Annotated in this window: 17 protein-coding genes and 2 other annotated features; of the genes, 14 read left to right on the forward strand and 3 right to left on the reverse strand. The window is 47.1% G+C overall.

From position 1 onward, the window contains the following. Nucleotides 1–470 precede the first annotated feature (470 nt). From HQN90_RS10730 to HQN90_RS10755, 6 genes are all read left to right on the forward strand, one after another. A complete protein-coding gene (locus tag HQN90_RS10730; RefSeq protein ID WP_173218063.1) occupies nt 471–1,835 on the forward strand; it encodes an ABC transporter substrate-binding protein in 1,365 nt (454 codons plus the stop codon). A 68-nt stretch (nt 1,836–1,903) separates the two neighbouring features. Further along, nucleotides 1,904–2,812, forward strand: a complete 909-nt coding sequence (locus tag HQN90_RS10735) for a carbohydrate ABC transporter permease (protein ID WP_173218065.1) — start codon at nt 1,904–1,906, stop codon at nt 2,810–2,812. 18 nt (nt 2,813–2,830) lie between these two features. Continuing rightward, entirely contained in the window at nt 2,831–3,754 is a 924-nt protein-coding gene (locus HQN90_RS10740; RefSeq protein WP_173218067.1) for a carbohydrate ABC transporter permease, read from the forward strand. Beyond that, nucleotides 3,751–4,743 carry an N-acetylglucosamine kinase gene (locus HQN90_RS10745; RefSeq protein ID WP_173218069.1) on the forward strand — a complete coding sequence of 331 codons (993 nt, stop codon included), beginning with the start codon at nt 3,751–3,753 and terminating at the stop codon, nt 4,741–4,743. Before HQN90_RS10740 ends, HQN90_RS10745 begins: the two co-directional genes overlap by 4 nt. Continuing rightward, a complete protein-coding gene (locus HQN90_RS10750) occupies nt 4,740–6,059 on the forward strand; it encodes a 6-phospho-beta-glucosidase (RefSeq protein ID WP_173218071.1) in 1,320 nt (439 codons plus the stop codon). Before HQN90_RS10745 ends, HQN90_RS10750 begins: the two co-directional genes overlap by 4 nt. Before the next feature lie 128 nt (nt 6,060–6,187). Further along, nucleotides 6,188–7,348, forward strand: coding sequence for an MFS transporter (locus tag HQN90_RS10755; RefSeq protein ID WP_173218073.1), 1,161 nt, complete (start codon nt 6,188–6,190; stop codon nt 7,346–7,348). Nucleotides 7,349–7,719: 371 nt separating this feature from the next. Here HQN90_RS10755 and HQN90_RS10760 read toward each other — a convergent pair whose 3' ends face one another. The 3 genes from HQN90_RS10760 to ku all read right to left on the reverse strand — a co-directional run bounded on the left by HQN90_RS10760 (nt 7,720) and on the right by ku (nt 10,096). Further along, a complete protein-coding gene (locus HQN90_RS10760) occupies nt 7,720–8,127 on the reverse strand; it encodes a DUF6855 family protein (RefSeq protein WP_173218075.1) in 408 nt (135 codons plus the stop codon). A gap of 33 nt (nt 8,128–8,160) precedes the next feature. Beyond that, nucleotides 8,161–9,105 carry an ATP-dependent DNA ligase gene (locus HQN90_RS10765; protein WP_173218077.1) on the reverse strand — a complete coding sequence of 315 codons (945 nt, stop codon included), beginning with the start codon at nt 9,103–9,105 and terminating at the stop codon, nt 8,161–8,163. Between the two features lie 106 nt (nt 9,106–9,211). Beyond that, nucleotides 9,212–10,096, reverse strand: coding sequence for a non-homologous end joining protein Ku (ku, locus tag HQN90_RS10770; protein ID WP_173218079.1), 885 nt, complete (start codon nt 10,094–10,096; stop codon nt 9,212–9,214). 145 nt (nt 10,097–10,241) lie between these two features. Here ku and HQN90_RS10775 point away from each other — a divergent pair, with 145 nt between their 5' ends. From HQN90_RS10775 to HQN90_RS10810, 8 genes are all read left to right on the forward strand, one after another. Beyond that, the gene (locus tag HQN90_RS10775; RefSeq protein WP_173218081.1) at nt 10,242–10,427 is read left to right on the forward strand and encodes a hypothetical protein; all 186 of its coding nucleotides are present in this window, start codon (nt 10,242–10,244) and stop codon (nt 10,425–10,427) included. Further along, entirely contained in the window at nt 10,424–10,606 is a 183-nt protein-coding gene (locus HQN90_RS10780; protein WP_173218083.1) for an H-type small acid-soluble spore protein, read from the forward strand. Before HQN90_RS10775 ends, HQN90_RS10780 begins: the two co-directional genes overlap by 4 nt. Nucleotides 10,607–10,731: 125 nt before the next feature. Continuing rightward, complete coding sequence (gene tsaE, locus HQN90_RS10785) at nt 10,732–11,223, forward strand: tRNA (adenosine(37)-N6)-threonylcarbamoyltransferase complex ATPase subunit type 1 TsaE (RefSeq protein WP_173218085.1); 492 nt, start codon at nt 10,732–10,734, stop codon at nt 11,221–11,223. Further along, entirely contained in the window at nt 11,220–12,074 is an 855-nt protein-coding gene (gene tsaB / locus HQN90_RS10790) for a tRNA (adenosine(37)-N6)-threonylcarbamoyltransferase complex dimerization subunit type 1 TsaB (RefSeq protein WP_173218087.1), read from the forward strand. Before tsaE ends, tsaB begins: the two co-directional genes overlap by 4 nt. Nucleotides 12,075–12,077: 3 nt before the next feature. Next, the gene (gene rimI, locus HQN90_RS10795; protein WP_079416026.1) at nt 12,078–12,581 is read left to right on the forward strand and encodes a ribosomal protein S18-alanine N-acetyltransferase; all 504 of its coding nucleotides are present in this window, start codon (nt 12,078–12,080) and stop codon (nt 12,579–12,581) included. A 21-nt stretch (nt 12,582–12,602) separates the two neighbouring features. After that, a complete protein-coding gene (gene tsaD / locus HQN90_RS10800) occupies nt 12,603–13,676 on the forward strand; it encodes a tRNA (adenosine(37)-N6)-threonylcarbamoyltransferase complex transferase subunit TsaD (RefSeq protein WP_420851043.1) in 1,074 nt (357 codons plus the stop codon). A gap of 83 nt (nt 13,677–13,759) precedes the next feature. After that, nucleotides 13,760–14,010: a binding site (T-box leader), on the forward strand. A gap of 50 nt (nt 14,011–14,060) precedes the next feature. Then, nucleotides 14,061–14,329: a binding site (T-box leader), on the forward strand. Nucleotides 14,330–14,383: 54 nt separating this feature from the next. Then, nucleotides 14,384–15,196, forward strand: coding sequence for a class I SAM-dependent methyltransferase (locus HQN90_RS10805; protein ID WP_173218089.1), 813 nt, complete (start codon nt 14,384–14,386; stop codon nt 15,194–15,196). A gap of 48 nt (nt 15,197–15,244) precedes the next feature. Then, entirely contained in the window at nt 15,245–16,810 is a 1,566-nt protein-coding gene (locus tag HQN90_RS10810) for a 2-isopropylmalate synthase (RefSeq protein WP_079416022.1), read from the forward strand. Nucleotides 16,811–17,009: the final 199 nt, after the last annotated feature.

The raw sequence follows: 17,009 nt of genomic DNA on the forward strand, positions 1-17,009 counted from the left end.
TGATTTAAAGAATTTGTTAAAATGGATCTTTTATCGTGGTTTAGGTATATTCCATGAAATAAGAGGTAGTAATGTCATGAAACATAACACAAACTTAAAAAAACCAGTAAAGACACCGTTTTCATCATTTTCATAAAATATTTTGTGTGATTATTGTTGACACATTTTTCGAACCATACTATACTCGATTTATCAAGGCAGCCAAATTACAAGAAAATTTGTATCTAAATTTGTTACTACAACGATATGAATTATACCGATTTATATCAAGATTTCAAGGCTGCTAAGAAAAAATTTCGGGGGGAACTTCAAAATTAGAGAAGCATACTGGGTAAATTTGTAATAACAACAATATGAATTTAGTGAATTTGTGTTGGTCGAGGGAAGTGCTCATCGCCGTTTAGTGTTTTTCCTTGTCATTTACCGTTTAGAAATCAAAATGGGCAATAATAACATTCGGAGGTGTACGTATGAAGAAAGAATGGAAAGTGTTGACGGTTACTGCGATGAGTTTGGTGCTGCTGGCTGGTTGTTCGGGTACACCTGATGCTGGGACTCCTGCCAAAAGTACAGACAAAGGAAATGGCGGAGCCACACAGGCTGCGAACGTGCTGGATTGGAGCAAAACGAGCGATGCTTCGTTGAAGGGTCAAGAGATTAATGTACTTTGGGCGGTATCCAAGGGCGCAGAAAGTCCACGTGTCGATATGGTGAAGAAATTCACGGATAAGACGGGAATTAAAGTTAATATTATGGGTGTCGACTATAACTCCTTATATTCCAAAATCACGATCTCCGCGATGTCGAACTCCGCAGATCTTGATGTTGTGGAAATGGATACGATATGGGCGGGACAATTTTTCAAAGGAAATCTGGCTGAAGACTTAACGAATGTCGTTCCTAAAGAAGTACAAAGTCAATTTACGCAATCGTCCCTTAGTTCAGTTTCTTATGATGGACATCTCGTGGCGATGCCTTGGTATTCCGGAACGAAGCATTTCTACTGGAACAAGGAGCTTTTGACCAAAGCAGGCATCGATCATGCTCCCAAAACGTATGACGAGTTCCGCGAGGCTTCCAAGAAACTTACGGCTAATGGCATCTATGCATCGGGTTGGTCTTGGAAACAGTCCGAGGCTTTAATTACGGATTATGTCAGCTTGGCCTATGCGTTTGGCGGTCAATTCTTCGATAAAGACGGCAAGCCATCCTTCAATAAAGGCGGCGCTCTAGACGCGCTTAAATATATGGTTGATATCCTTAATAAAGATAAAACCGTTGATCCTGCAAGTCTCCAGTGGTCGGAAGAAGATGTTACGCGTGCATTCTCGGCTGGCAAGCTGGCGATGATCAGCGCTTGGGAGGGCCGTTATCCGGATTTGAATGACCCGGCGAAATCCAATGTGGTGGATAAGACGGATGTCGGATTAATGCCTGGTCAAGGAAATGTCGTTTCTTCCGCTGTAACAGGCTCTGAGGGCTTGGCTCTAATGAAGAGCAGCAAGCACAAACAGGCAGCTTTGGCTTTCCTGAAATGGATTGGCGAAAAAGAATATCAACTGGACGAGTTTAAAATCGAAGGGCAATATCCGGTTCTGCAAAGCTTGTACACAGATCCAGAGCTTATCGCGGCGGATTCGACCAAAACGATTGGAAAAATTTCCGAACAATATAAATACGGCCACGATCGTCCGAATGCACCTGGTTATGTCAACTGGTCCGACATTTTGGCAGCAGATCTGCATGAGGCACTATTAGGCAAAAAGACACCGGAAGACGCATTGAATGATGCTGCTCAGAAAATCGAGAAAGCGATTGCTGAATCTACAAAATGATAAACGAGATTGAGCGGGCGTGCTCTCCGATAGAGGGCTGCCCGTGCAATTCTCCATAGGGAGGATCTATGAATAAAACCTTCAACAGCAAAAAAAAGGCGTTAAATCATGATCAGAAAAACGTGCTATTGGCGCTTTTATTCATTTTGCCTACTGCGTATTTACTCGTAAAAACATTTGTTTTTCCTGTCTATCAAACCGTCGTTTGGAGCTTCTATCACTACAATCCGATGGACGGCACAGGCTCTTATTTTGTCGGGTTCAAAAACTATTTGGATGTTCTGCAAAGCGCCGATTTCCAAATTTCGATGAATCGAACGCTAATATTCACATTATTGTCCGTTGTGTTGGAACTGTTTTTTGGCTTCGTTAGCGCACTGCTGCTGAATCAGACTTTTAAGGGAAGATCGTTTTTTAGAGCGATTATCATTATCCCTTGGGCATTGTTGACGTTGGTTAACGGTCTGACGTGGCAATGGATCCTAACGCCTAATTACGGGGGCTTAACGGTAATCTTGCATCAGCTTCATCTCCTTGCTCCGGATGTGAATCCGGTTTGGCTGGCAGATTCCAGTCATCTGATTTATTTCGTCGTCCTTGCAGACGTTTGGAAAATGACGCCTTTTATTACGATTATTTTGCTAGCGGGACTGCAGTCTATTTCCTCTGATTTATACGAAGCGGCAATGCTTGATGGAGCAGGCTTCTGGAAGAAAATTCGTTCTATTACTATTCCGCAACTTATCCCTTCATTAATGATGGCTCTAGTCCTGCGGACAATGGGTGCTTTTAAAGTATACGATGTACTGACGGTTTTCACCGGAGATGCGACCACTTCCGTTTCTTACTTAACCTTTAATAATGCATTTCGCTATTTCTTTCTCGGAAAGGCATCGGCCATGGCGTGGATGACTTCGATCGTCATTCTCATACTGGCTATCATTTATATACGTTTGCTGAATAAAAAAGAAGACTAGCTGCTCGGAGGTGAAAGCATGCAACCGAAAAATAAGAAATGGAAGCAGTTGTTCAAGGCCTCCAGTACCGATTTATTTTCGCCGTTTTATTTGTGGCTTGGCTTGATTATATTGACGATTTGTACGCTCGGCCCTTTCGTATACTTGTTCTCATCCTCGTTGTCCTTAGAAATTGAGCTAATTAACGGGCATATTTTCCCGCATGCGCCAACGTTGAAAAACTATATCGGCTTGCTCACAGGCAGCAATGCGGTTGTATTTGCCAGTGCGTTAAAAAACAGCGTTGTCGTATCCGTGTTGGTTACGTTGATCTCTATCTTCGTCGGTGTATTTGCGGCATACGCGTTCTCTCGTATTAAATTTCCGTTTCGCAAAACGGGATTGTTCGTCGTATTGGCTGTGCAAATCATGCCATCCATTAGTATTATTACGCCGCTTTACATCATCATTCGCGATGGTATTAAGATCGATATTCCTTTCACCGGAATTGTCTTATTCCAAACGCCGCCGCTGCTTGATTCCGTCTGGGCTTTGGTTTTCTCTTATACATCGTTCAGCTTGCCTTACGTCGTATGGCTTCTGGCTGGATATTTTCAGACGATCCCCAAGGAGCTGGAAGAGGCCTCTTATGTGGACGGCTGTAATAGACTTCGCACGATGTTTCGCATTATTTTGCCATTATCCATGCCGGGGATTGCGGCGACAGCTATTTTTGCCTTTTTGAATGCTTGGGATGAATTCCTTTTTGCCAATGCCTTCACCCAAACCTATGCGTCCAAAACATTGCCAGTCATGATCGCTGAATTTGTCGGCAAGCACAGTATTGATTGGGGTGCTATGACAGCAGGAGGATTCCTAGCTTCATTGCCTCCCGTCATTATTTCGTTGTTCCTATACAAATATATTATCGGCGGCGTAACGGCCGGAGGTGTGAAAGAATGAGCAGCGATACCTACATTCTCGGTGTCGATGGCGGTGGTTCCAAAACATATGCAGTCATTGTGAATAGCAATGGCGACAAAATTGGCAGCGGTATATCCGGGTCATGCAATCATCAAGTGATCGGCATCGACAAAGCTGCCATGCATATCAAGGAGTCGATTGATTTAGCGCTGCAAGCGGCGAAGTTGACTTATTCCGATATTGCGTTTACTCAATATGGCTTGGCGGGGTTAGACCGAGAGCGGGATTACAATATTGTGCGTCAGGCCATCTCGCAAATTCCTTTGGCACCCTGGGATTTGGTGTCGGATACGATGGAGGGACTGCGAACAGGCAGTGTTCGCAATGTCGGTGTCGTGCTCATCTGCGGCAGCGGGACGAATGCGGCTGGACGGAATGAAGCTGGTGTGACGGTTCAGGTCGGAGGAGTCGGTTACTTGTTTGGCGACAATCTCGGAGGGAACTATATGGCAACGACGATGTTCAGAACAGCTGTCAGGTCGTGGGAGGGGCGAGAAATTCCCTCGATTTTGCCGCAAAAGCTGCTTCAATACTTCGGCTTCCCGACTATGGAAGCTCTCATTGATGATTTCTTAGATCGTGAAATCTATCAAATTCGAGAAGGTAGATTAACAATCGCCTTGCATGAAGCAGCGGATGAAGGGGATTTGCTCGCTATTCGCTTGCTGAAAGAAGCAGGCCAAGAGCTGGGCATTACGGGAAATGCCGTTATTCGCAAACTTGGCGGTTTAGAGGGTCAAACCATTCCTATCGTGCTTGTTGGCAGCGTTATTCAGAAGGGACGCAGTCCTTATCTTCTAGAAGAATTACGGAAAACTTTAGAGCTTGAGAATTCGAGCGTTGAACTGATTATTCCGGAGATAGCGCCGGTATATGGCGCGATTTTGCTAGCCATGGACCATTTGCAGATTCCAACGACAGAAGAGACGCACCGGAAATTTCGTGTAAATGGAGGATATGAACAATGAAAAAACCACATTTGAAAATAGCAGTTATCGGCGGAGGGTCCTCATATACCCCAGAATTAATAGAAGGATTTATCAAGCGTTATGAGGAACTGCCAGTAAAAGATTTGTACTTAGTGGATATCGAAGCAGGGCGAGAGAAGCTTGAAATCGTAGGTAATCTGGCGAAGCGGATGCTGGAAAAGGCGAACGTGCCGATTAATCTGCACCTAACGTTTGATCGTCGCGAGGCGATTCGCGATGCCGATTTCGTAACGACACAAATGCGTATAGGCCTCTTGGAAGCGCGGGGCCGCGATGAACGGATTCCGCTTAAATACAATTGTATCGGTCAAGAGACAACAGGTGCAGGCGGATTTGCCAAAGGCTTGCGTACCATTCCAGTCATTCTGGATATTTGCAAAGATATGGAAGAGCTTGCTCCCAACGCGTTTTTGGTCAACTTTACGAACCCAGCCGGGATGGTAACCGAAGCGGTATTGAAGTACTCCAACGTGCGTACAGTCGGGCTATGCAATCTGCCGATTGAAACCAAAATGCAAATTGCCAGCCTGATGGATGTGGATGTATCCAAGATCGATATCGAAATGGTCGGTATCAATCATTTGAACTGGACGACCAAAATTTTCGTCGATGGCGAAGACCGTACAGACGATATTTTGTTCAAGGCATCTGGGGAAAGCAAGTTTACGATGCAAAATATCCCGGGATTCTCTTGGGATCAAGAGTTCATCCAATCGCTTGGCGCTCTTCCATGCGGCTATCACCGCTATTTCTACATGAAAGAAAAAATGCTTAAGAAACAGCTGGAAGAAGTCGCTACCAAGGGAACTAGAGCGGAAATCGTCAAAAAAGTGGAAACCGAGCTGTTTGAGCTGTACAAAGATCCCGAGCTTGCGGTTAAGCCTAAGCAATTAGAGCAGCGCGGAGGCGCTTATTACTCGGAAGCAGCGCTCAATTTGATTTCTTCCATGTACAACAACAAGAAAGACGTTCAAATTGTAAACGTTAGAAATAACGGCACAATTCCAAGCTTGCCAGACGATGCTTCCATCGAAGTAAACTGTGTGATCAGTTCAGACGGCCCGAAACCGGTACAGATTACAACGCCGATGAATCCGAAGATTAGAGGCCTTCTGCAAATCGTGAAAGCATACGAAGAGCTGGCTGTAGAAGCGGCTGTAAAAGGCGATTACAATGCTGCACTGCAGGCGCTGACGATTCACCCTCTGGTAGGCTCCGTCGATATTGCGAAGCCATTGCTGGATGAAATACTTGCTGAGAACAAAGCTTTTTTGCCGCAATTTAATCAAGCCTAAAGTGACAGGCAGAGCAACGATTTTGATTGCCAATGTAATGGGAAAAGAATAAGATTTAGTAGGCGCAGGTTCCTGTTAATAACAGTAGCGTGCGCCTGCTTTATTGGTGCACGAAGGGGGATTCGTATGTGAAAAGTCTTGCGTCCTACTATTTTCTTTATTATTTGGGGCAAGCTGCGCTGATGCCGTACCTTAGCCTCTATTTAAGTGAAAAGGGAATAAGCTCTACCTTAATCGGGCTGCTTTTATCTCTATGGGCCTTAACGAGTGTCATTGCTCAGCCCATCATGGGGATGTTGAATGACCGTCTGAACGATCGCAGGCAAATATTGATGCTGTGTACCGTTCTGGCGCCTATTCTGGCATTTGGCTTCTATTTCTTTGATGCCTACTTTGCCTTATTAATCTTCTCTGTTCTCTTCCCGTGGTTCCAATCGTCATCAGGCTCATTAAGCGATTCACTCGCTGTAGAAATTGGCAGCAAAGCAGGGTTTTCGTTTGGCAGTATTCGACTTTGGGGGGCTCTAAGCTTCTCGCTGGCTAGCTTTGTCACGGGGATTGTTTACGAGCGGACCGGTTATGGGAGCATCTTTTTCTACTTTCTGTTCATCAATGCAGGCGTTCTGGCTGTTTTGTTTCTTTTTCCCAAAATCAAGGCCTCTGAACATAAACTGTCCATGTTCGATCAGGCCAAACAGGTGATAAGCAATAAGCGTTTCCTGCGCTTTATTGGGATTTGCTTGCTGGTGAATTTGTCCATTGCTATTAACTTTTCATTTCTTCCAATCTATTTTAAAACGATGGGCTTTAATAAAGCCTGGATCGGCACCACCTATGCGATAGCGGCCATTATTGAAGTTCCGATGTTCTGGGTATCTGCCAAGCTGAATAGCAAAATTGGTCGCTTGCCTGTGCTCTGTATGGCAGCTGCTTGCTACGCGGTCAAATGCTTGACACTGGCCTTCACGCACGATGTATATCTGGTGCTGGCTTCCCAGCTCCTCGACGGAACGGCCTACGCATTCTTCGCCAGTGCAACGGTGGAAATGGTCAAAAGCTATTCCAAGGACGAGACACAGGCTACCTTCCAAACCGTATTTGCGGCCATTACAACTGGTCTAGGCGGAATTATTGGCAGCGCCTTCGGAGGCATCTTGATTGACCATATGGGCGCGCCGTTTCTGTACTTAATATTGTTTGTGCTGTGCATCACAGCAGCCGTGCTATTCGTCATTTCTTATAAAATGTCCAGTCGCTCGATTAGCCATAATCACCTGCAGAATAGCTAGTTTTTCAGCCCTATTAGCCAGCCCTCGTATCCAACGAATTCTGGCTGAATCCGACGATAAACCCCTCAGAGGGAACTATATTCCTCTGTTTATCCCCAAACCAGCCTTTTGGCTAGTCAGACGGAACTGGGGTACGCTAAGTTGTCCAATTTGCAGGAATTTCACACTTGAGAGGTGAAATAAGGGAACCTACTTCCCTTTCAGCTGCAAATAGCCGATTTTGAGTCGAATAAGGGACCTCAGTTCCTTTTCGAAGGGAAAAAGGAGTCTAATTGCAAATTGCATGTCCACACAAGCGCTGGCATCGGGCAACGTTAAAATCATAAAAAAAGAAGGCGGACACGAGTCCACCTTCTTTTCGCGTATGGAGCCTAGATGGCTCTCATCCGATTATTTCTCGGATTGTGCTCCACTTCCGCCAATTTCAGCTCTTCCATCAATGGAGGGATGTACATACCGAAACGGCCGCGCAGCCCTTTTTTCAAACCGTACCATCCGCCAACCGGATTCTCGGTAGAGCGCCCCCAGCTCTCAACCGTGCCTTCCTTGGCCGGCTTCTGCTCATCCGCGCTTCCGAGTTCGATCCAATCGCCGTGCTGCTTAAGCATAGCAGTTAGATCCTCGATGCAGCGATAGTCATAATGCAAAACGGTTTTCCCTACGGTACAAACGAGAATGGCTTTTCCGTCTTTTTCATCCTTGTACATTTCGTACTCCGAAGTTTGCGGAGGCGTCTTTAATTTCCATGGATTCTCTTTCGTACCCATTTCTGTCGTCATCTGATTACTCCTTTATGTGCTTGGATGAGGGGATCAAGTTTGATTCATATGGCAATCTTTTGGCGAGACATCCATGAAGGCTTGAATACTAGGGTGTCTCAACGTTCTATTGGGTGTCCATTCCAAATAACTCACTTTAACAACGATCTTAGGTTCAATCCAAATGGCTTCTTTTTCTCGATCAGGAGTATTCCTGAAAGGTCGATCTGTAGTCCGCATATCCTGAATGCGACGGGTGAGCTGCTGCCAGTCTTTCACAGTAAGTTTGCCAGTACCCGCATGACCAATATACCATAATTGTTCGAACTCATCATACAGGCCCAATAAAAGAGAGTTCACCATTTGCCCCCGATAAGTGACTCCCCCAACGACGGCAAACAGATCTTTAAAAATCTTCTTCTTTTGCCAACGCTTATCCTTGCCATTAATCAAGTAATTGCTGTTGAGGTCCTTGATGACAATACCTTCTAGGTCATGGGCGAGAACAACCTTGTAAAGTCCTTCGATATCTGTGTGATTCGTGACCAACTGCACATGGGGACTAGGTTTGATCACATCCTGAAGGACAGCTTGTCTTTCCTTAAGCGGGAGATCCGTGAGCCATTTATCGTTCAAATAGAGGATGTCAAAAACCATATAGGTAATCGCAACTTGCTGAGAAGCTTGGGCAATCGTGCTTGCTTTTCGGGCGCTGTCCCGTCTCATAATTTCGTAAAATGAGGGCTTTCCATCTGAGAGCGCAATGATTTCTCCATCGAGAATGATAGAATCGGCCGAGCAAAAATGCTGAGGTTGTGTTAGTTCGGGATACTGCAGCGTTCTTTCATTTCTCCTGCGATTAATAAGCTTGGTCATTTGGCCGTCAAAATATAGTAACATTCTCACGCCATCCCACTTGATTTGGCCCGTCCACTCGCCACCCGAAGGCAATTCGTCCGTACTAATGGGTTCAAATGGCGTTAAAGGCATAAAATCCAAAATCAGCACCTCCCGCTTGTGTTCATAGGGTATAGTCCAAAATGAAAGCAAAAGCGCTAGTCCTTGGCATACAAGAATTAGCGCTTTGTCTATGTGTCCTCGTCATTCAAGTTGTCGGTTCTTTGACTTTTTTGGCTCTTGTTGTCTTCGCCTTAGGCTTCTTAACCTCGCTTACACTGGCATCCTGCTCGAGCGTGATTTTATGATCCTCTTTGCCATCTGCTGACTTTGTGGCATCCAGACTGGCTTGGAGCGCGGCCATAAGGTCGATGACGCTCGTTTTCTGCAGCGCAGGTGCCGATTGGATTTCTTCTCCAGCGACTTTATGTTCGATGGCTTCCAAGAGACGTCCGCGGTACTCATCTTTGTATTTTTCCGGTTCAAAAGGCGTGGAGAGCTGGTTGATCAGCATCTTGGCCATTTCCATCTCACGCTCGTTGACGGTCACTTTGTCCGGAAGATTCGGAACTTGGGAGATCGGCCGTATCTCATCAGGATAAAAGATAGTTTCCATAGCGAGGCAGTTTTCAATAACACGAATGGCGGCGAGTGAGCTTTTGGAGCGGATAGAGACTTTGGCAATGCCGATTTTGCCCGTTTGCCGCATGGAATCCAGCAGCAGATTATAGGCGCCTGCCCCCGTATCTCCAGGCCCCAGATAGTAGGTTTTTTGAAAATAAACAGGATCAATGTCAGTCAAGTTGACGAAATCCAGAATCTTGATCTCTTTGTTCGCTTCTCCGGATATCGTTTCTAATTCATCTTTTTCAAATAGAACGAAGCGTCCTGGCTCGTATTCATAGCCTTTGGAAATTTCGTCCCACTCTACTTCTTTTTCGCAAGTTTGGCATTTCCGAACATAGGATAGAGGGGTAATGCAAGTTTTGTGGATGTAGCGCATGGAGATATCCTTATCTTCCGTAGCTGAAAACATTTTCACAGGCACATGAACAAGCCCGAAACTAATGGCGCCTTTCCAAACCGTATGCATGCTGATTTTCCTCCCCAGAAACCTTGATTGTACTAGTATTCTCTTGATTTGTTTCCTTTATACGGCAGAGGATTAAGAGAATGGACTGGCACTCGGCTGGGTACGTTAAAGCAGAAAGTTGATGACGCATAGGAGGGATTCACGGATGGCACAAGATTCAAAAGCTACACAAGATACGAACCATCAAGGGAAAGAAGATTATTTCATGGATATTGACCGCATGATTAACGAAGGTCTTGGCGGCGGCAACGTCACCATGCACAATGGATTAATTGAGTCCTCTACGACGGATACGATGGATCATCCGGAATCCGTACTGGATGAGCCATGAACGTTCACCGCGCGCAAGAGATTTTAGCGGCTGATGAGAAGATTACGGTTGAGCTGAATGGGGTGCCTGTCTGGATTGACAGTGTCGATTCAAGCAAAGCCATTGCCAAAGTGCATGCGGAAGAAAACCCCGCTGATGCGAGATTAGTGACCGTGCAAGAATTGGAAGAGGTTCACTAGTCTTCCGAAGAACGATAAGCCTGCTCCGATGACATATCGGGGCGGGCTTTTTTTCATGACAGAGTTGCTGTTGCCTTGCTGCGGGGACTATAATAGGAGCAGCACGCGCAAACGGAAAGAAAGGGATGAGATCACTGACTCAATCCACATTTACCTATGTATCAAGGCACGAGGGAGATACCGATCAGTTGGGAGAATGGCTGGCGGAATTCTTATTGCCTGGTGCAGTTCTAACGCTAGACGGCGATTTGGGAGCGGGGAAAACCAGATTTTCACAAGGCTTTGCCAGAGCGATGGGCATTGCCGATACAGTGAATTCACCCACTTTTACAATCATTAAAGAATACGAGGGAACGGGGCTTCCCTTCTACCATATGGATATGTATCGCATTTCCCAAGAGGAAGCGGATGAGCTCGGATTGGAAGATTACTTCTATGGAGCGGGTGTTTCGCTGATCGAATGGTCAAGCTTAATTGAAGATTTGCTGCCGCCCGCCCGCCTTGCTATCACGATTGCCCTACAAGGGGATCAAACCAGAGTATTTCACCTGACTCCGCACGGAGATCCGTATCAGAGCTGGTGTGTACAAATGAAGGAGAACGGACATTTACGATGACTGAACGGACACAATCAATAGGACGATGCTTAGCCATCGATACCTCTTCCTCTGCAATGACAGTAGCTATTTTGGATAATGGAAAACTGCTGGGCGAGGTTAGCTCGTACGCGGAACGCAATCATTCCATTGGGCTGATCCCCCACATTCAAGAATTATTAGCTAAGCTTGATCTTAAGCCTAAGGATCTGCAAACAATTGCTGTGGGACAAGGTCCTGGCTCTTATACAGGAGTTCGTATTGCGGTATCAGTAGCCAAAACCTTTGCTTGGTCGTTAGGCCTCGATCTGATTGGAATATCCAGTTTGGAAGCTATTGCACTTGGCGGTGCTGTGAAAGCGCGAGATTTCAATGAAATGAAAGATCCAAATGAAGATAAAAGCGGTCGTGGTACTACATGGGTGGTTCCGCTCTTGGATGGCAGACGCAGGCAAGCTTTCACAGCTGTTTACGCCTTCGAAGACGCTTCTCCAGTAACGGATGATGATGCGCTCTCCGCAACTTGGCGAGAAATATTGCCAGACGGTATTCGCGTGATCGGCCCTTGGACGGCACAAATCTTGTCTTTAATTGCTGATGCTGAAGAAGGAAAGGAACCGAAGGAAATCCTTTTTGTCGGCGAGGTAGAGGGATTTGCCGCTGAGCTTGATCAATTCGCGCAAGAGTGGCAGGGCTTGGTCAATCAACGGACCTATGGCATTGAAGCTCATTACATTGGTCTTCTTGCCTATCCGCGGTTGCTTCAAGGAGAGAAGGCCGAGGTGCATACGTTTGTGCCCAATTACACGAGACTTCCGGAAGCAGAGGCTAATTTGTTAGCTGGTATTGTAACGAAGAAAGGGGATCATTGATTCATGGAGCAGCGTCAGCCACAGACAATGGAGAATGCGATGGTGTTCCGTTCCATGCAGATGGCGGACATTCCTTTTATTTGCGAAATTGAACAAGAAGCGTTCACGACACCTTGGACGAAAGGCGCTTTCGAGAACGAATTGACCAACAACCAGTTCGCTCATTATATGATTATGGACATTGAAGGCGAGGTTGCCGGTTATGGCGGCATGTGGCTTATTATGGATGAAGCGCATGTCACGAATATTGCTGTCCGTAGCACCTTTAGAGGGCGCAAGCTGGGTGAGCGTTTAATGCGGGAATTGATGAAAACAGCCGCGTTCCTAGGCGCAATTCGTATGACGCTTGAAGTCCGTGCCTCGAATTATGTAGCGCAAAATTTGTATGAAAAAGTCGGCTTCCGCTCTGTAGGCGTGCGAAGAGGTTATTATACGGATAACCGCGAGGATGCTGTCATTATGTGGGTGGATTTGCCTAAGCGAAGAAAGGATAGTCTCGGTGAGTGAGGCTTTCAGCAGGTGAAGAGTGTGACGAAAGATAACGAACAACAGATAGATTTGTCAGAACATAGGGGAGAACGATATAGCAGCAAACCGGTTTATATTTTGGCTATCGAAACCAGCTGTGATGAAACCTCTGTGGCAATTGTCGAAAATGGTAAAATCATTCGTTCTAATGTGATTTCCAGCCAAATCGAAACCCATCAACGCTTCGGCGGTGTTGTGCCAGAGGTCGCTTCCCGCAAGCATGTGGAGTCTATCACATGGATGCTCGAGGAAGCCGTCCAAGAAGCAGGCATTTCGCTGCAGGAGCTGTCTGCGATTGCCGTAACAGAGGGACCGGGATTGATTGGGGCCTTGTTAGTCGGTGTTGTCGCAGGCAAAGCGCTTGCCTGCGCTCTGGATCTCCCGCTGATTGGTGTGCACCATATTGCGGGACATATTTATGCGAATCAACTGGTGCATGAGCTCGAGTATCCGTTGATCTCGCTCGTGGTGTCCGGCGGACACACTGAGTTGATTCTCATGGAAGGGCCGGGCCAGTTCCGCATCATCGGGCGTACGCGCGATGATGCGGCTGGCGAGGCCTACGACAAAATCGCCCGCGCCATGGGCCTGCCTTACCCGGGCGGACCGCACGTAGATCGGCTGGCACAGGAAGCCGAATCCGAAATCAAGCTGCCTCGCTCCTGGCTCGAGGCAGACTCCTACGACTTCAGCTTCAGCGGCTTGAAATCCGCTGTGCTGAACGTCGTCAACCAAAGCAAGATGCGCGGCGAGGCCGTTCAAGTGGCGCAGATTGCCAAGGGCTTCCAAGCCTCCGTCATCGACGTGCTTGTGGAGAAGGCTAGTCGCGCCGTGCGGGAATACGGCGCGAAGCAGCTGCTGCTCGCGGGCGGTGTCGCCGCGAACAAAGGGCTGCGCAGCAGGCTGGCCGAGCGCTGCGAGCAGCTGAATGTGCCGCTGCTGGTGCCGCCGCTGGGCCTCTGCACGGACAACGCTGCGATGATAGGCGCAGCCGCTTTCCTAAAGTGGGACAAGCAGGAGTTCGACTCGATGGAGCTGAAAGCCGAGCCGCAGCTCAAGCTCGAAGAGTGGTAGGAGCAGGAAAAGCAATAAAATAAATTTTCAGATAACGGTATTGACTTTGCCAAAATGGCATATTATAATCACAATCAATACTTTCAAACGCAACGAACGGGAATAGTAAGGATGAACAGTTTCGCTCAGAGAGCTGTGCGCTTGGTGAAAGCACAGACGAAACAGAACCTGAACTCGCCCGGGAGCGGTAAGGCTGATAAGGATGCCAAGGATCCAGCACCCAAGTAGGTCTTGACGGTTGACCCCCGTGATCAGGTACATGAGTGGTTTCGAGTGTAGCAGCTCGGATCAATTAGAGTGGTACCACGGTAGGTTCAAGCCTGTCGTCTCTTATATAAGAGATGGCAGGCTTTTTTGGTTGTTCTGAAATGAACAAAATATAACATAAACGCAATGAACAAGAGTAGTAAGGGCTCACTGGATCGGTACAGAAAGCTGCGGGTTGATGCGACGCAGACCGTGAAATCCCTGAACTCGCTTGGAAGCGGTCCTCCTGAGCAGCAGCAATACGAAGCTGTTAGGGAGGAACGGATGACCTCCGTGATCAGGTGATGCAGCTGGCAGCAACCTTGCTGACTGCATCTGAGGTGGGCTCCGTGACTCGGAGTCAACAAGAGTGGTACCGCGCTGGGTGAAGACCCGTCGTCTCTTATGTGGAGATGACGGGTCTTTTTGTCGTTTGCGAATCGACTTAAGGGGGAAGCGCCATGGATGAAGTGATCCAATACTACAGCAGATTTGATGAATGGGGACGACTCGACAGAGAGCCTGTTGAATTTATGGTCAACTGGCACTACATCAGAAGCTTTCTGCCGCAGAATGGGCATATTTTAGACAATGGCGCAGGCCCTGGCAAATATGCCGCTGCTTTAGCCCAGTGTGGTTATGAGGTTACGTTAACGGACCTTACGCCCAAGCTCGTAGAAATGGCCGCAGCCAAAATGAGCGAATTAAACCTTGCCGCACATTTCAACGACTTCCACATCGCAGATGCCCGGAATTTGAACATGTTGGATGATGAGCAATTTGATGCCTCGTTGATGCTGGGACCGTTATATCATTTGCAAAAACAAGAAGATCGTGAGTCTGCCGTGCATGAACTGCATCGTGTTACCAAAAGCGGCGGTTTCATCTTCGTCGCATTCATGACAAGGATAAGACATATCATGACTTCACTCGCAGCCCCTCAGCATTGGAAACCGAATGACAAGATGAACGCGATTAAAGCATTCTCTCAAACCGGCACATTCAATCATGCGGACGAAGGCAGATTCACCGGCGCTTATTTCTATGAAATTGATGAAATTAAGCCTTTTATGGAATCACATGGCTTCCAAAGTCTTAAGCTAATTGGCTCATCAAGCATAGCGGGAGCTTTCAAGTCAGAGCAATTCGACTACTGGCGATCTCAGGGAGAAGAAGAATTCAATGAAATGCTGGATACGATTTATGCGATGGCTGAAAGTCCATATGTGTTAGGCGTATCCTCCCATTTGATGTATATCGGCAGAAAACTGTAACCAAACTTTAGCCAGCCCACTGGCCCCAAACCTAAGGAGGAAGTAACAATGGAAACTAACAATAATCGACGCATTCGCATTTTTGACACAACACTGAGAGATGGTGAGCAAGCACCTGGCGCATCCCTGTACCCGGAAGAGAAAATTCGCATCGCGAGACAGTTGGCCAAAATGGGTGTAGATACCATTGAGCCGGGTTTCCCGATCTCGAGTCCAGGGGATTTCCAAGCGGTTCAGCAAATCTCACGCGAGCTGCACACGGTAGAAATTTGCGGCTTCGCAAGAGCGATGAAGGCGGATATCGACGCTGCGGTCAAAGCGACCGAAGATGCAGCCTCACGCCGAATTCACATGTTCCTATCCTCGTCGGATATCCATCTGGATTTCCAACTGCGCAAATCCCGTCAGCAAGTGGTCGAGATGGCTCGTTCGATGGTTGGTTATGCGAAGCAATTCGTGGACCGTATCGAATTCTCACCGATGGATGCAACGCGAACTGGGGATGAATTCCTCTTTGAAGTGCTGGAAGCGGTCATTGCGGAAGGAGCTACGATTCTGAATATCCCAGATACCGTAGGTTATGCCCTGCCGGAAGAATACGGAGCGATGTTCCGCAGAGTGCGTCAAAGTGTCAGAGGCGGCGATACGGTCGAATACAGCGCGCATTGCCACAATGACCTTGGTCTAGCGGTTGCGAACAGTCTTGCTGCCATTGCAGCCGGGGTCACGCATGTCGAAGTCACGGTGAACGGCGTAGGGGAACGTGCTGGGAATTGCTCACTTGAAGAGCTGGTAATGGCGATTGAGACTCGTAAACATACGATGGGCGTAGAAACAGGCATTGTGCCTAGTGAGATTTTTAACACGTCCAAAATGATCAGCCGCATCATGGGCTTCCCGATTGCTTATAACAAGCCAATTGTCGGTCGCAATGCGTTCCAGCATGAAGCAGGCATCCACCAAGACGGACTGCTGAAGAACCGCAATACCTATGAAATTATGGATCCGGAGAAGCTGGGCATTCCGCGTTCAATGATCATTCTTGGCAAACATTCAGGCCGTCATGCCCTGAAGCATCGCGTAGGCCAGTTCGGAATCGAGCTGACCGGAGAAGAGCTGGAAAGCCTGTACACCCGTTTCAAAGAGAAAGCAGACGAGCAAAAAATGGTGACAGACGATCAACTGATGGAACTTGTGGGTTCAACCGTAGATGGGCAAATGGAGCCATTCTCGCTGGTCCATGTACAGCTTGTTTCCAATAGTGATAGTGAGCGAGTTGCTTCCGTTTCCGTTAGGGACAATCAGACTGGAGTAGAAAAAGCGTTTTCCGGGACTGGAGAAGGCCCGATCGAAGCGATCGTACAAAGTCTGCGCCAAGCGATTCCAATGGAAGTGGATTTCTCCGACCTGGAGCTTCATTCGTTATCCACAGGTGAAAAAGCAACCGGAGAAGCAGAGGTAACCATCTCTGTAGGCGGCCAAACGTACAAGAATACAGGAATTGATCAGGATGTTCTTGTTGCTGTGGCGAAAGCTTTTATCTCGGCTTGCAATCAAGCCATTCGGATGCAAAGGCAGCCGGCAGAAACAACGGAGACAACGACAGCTTCTTAAACAAAGCTTTATCTTAAATTGTAAGAAAACTTAGATATATACACAGCTTGTGAGCAAGGTTATACACATGCCCTGTGGACAATGTGCATAACTAGTGGAAAACCAGATTTGCCAACGGTTTCAAAGGGTGAAAGAAAAGAATAACTTTTTCACAAATTTTTGTGGACAATGTGGATAAGTGTGTGGAAAACAATAGAAA

The organism is Paenibacillus alba (assembly GCF_013204855.1).
In the GTDB taxonomy this organism is placed as follows: domain Bacteria; phylum Bacillota; class Bacilli; order Paenibacillales; family NBRC-103111; genus Paenibacillus_E; species Paenibacillus_E alba.

Coding starts and splice junctions, on each gene's coding strand:
- HQN90_RS10730 (WP_173218063.1), top strand. CDS start 471: ATGAAGAAAGAATGGAAAGTGTTGACGGTTACTGCGATGAGTTTGGTG.
- HQN90_RS10735 (WP_173218065.1), top strand. CDS start 1,904: ATGAATAAAACCTTCAACAGCAAAAAAAAGGCGTTAAATCATGATCAG.
- HQN90_RS10740 (WP_173218067.1), top strand. CDS start 2,831: ATGCAACCGAAAAATAAGAAATGGAAGCAGTTGTTCAAGGCCTCCAGT.
- HQN90_RS10745 (WP_173218069.1), top strand. CDS start 3,751: ATGAGCAGCGATACCTACATTCTCGGTGTCGATGGCGGTGGTTCCAAA.
- HQN90_RS10750 (WP_173218071.1), top strand. CDS start 4,740: ATGAAAAAACCACATTTGAAAATAGCAGTTATCGGCGGAGGGTCCTCA.
- HQN90_RS10760 (WP_173218075.1), bottom strand. CDS start 8,127: ATGACGACAGAAATGGGTACGAAAGAGAATCCATGGAAATTAAAGACG.
- ku (WP_173218079.1), bottom strand. CDS start 10,096: ATGCATACGGTTTGGAAAGGCGCCATTAGTTTCGGGCTTGTTCATGTG.
- HQN90_RS10775 (WP_173218081.1), top strand. CDS start 10,242: ATGGCACAAGATTCAAAAGCTACACAAGATACGAACCATCAAGGGAAA.
- HQN90_RS10780 (WP_173218083.1), top strand. CDS start 10,424: ATGAACGTTCACCGCGCGCAAGAGATTTTAGCGGCTGATGAGAAGATT.
- tsaE (WP_173218085.1), top strand. CDS start 10,732: ATGAGATCACTGACTCAATCCACATTTACCTATGTATCAAGGCACGAG.
- tsaB (WP_173218087.1), top strand. CDS start 11,220: ATGACTGAACGGACACAATCAATAGGACGATGCTTAGCCATCGATACC.
- rimI (WP_079416026.1), top strand. CDS start 12,078: ATGGAGCAGCGTCAGCCACAGACAATGGAGAATGCGATGGTGTTCCGT.
- HQN90_RS10805 (WP_173218089.1), top strand. CDS start 14,384: ATGGATGAAGTGATCCAATACTACAGCAGATTTGATGAATGGGGACGA.
- HQN90_RS10810 (WP_079416022.1), top strand. CDS start 15,245: ATGGAAACTAACAATAATCGACGCATTCGCATTTTTGACACAACACTG.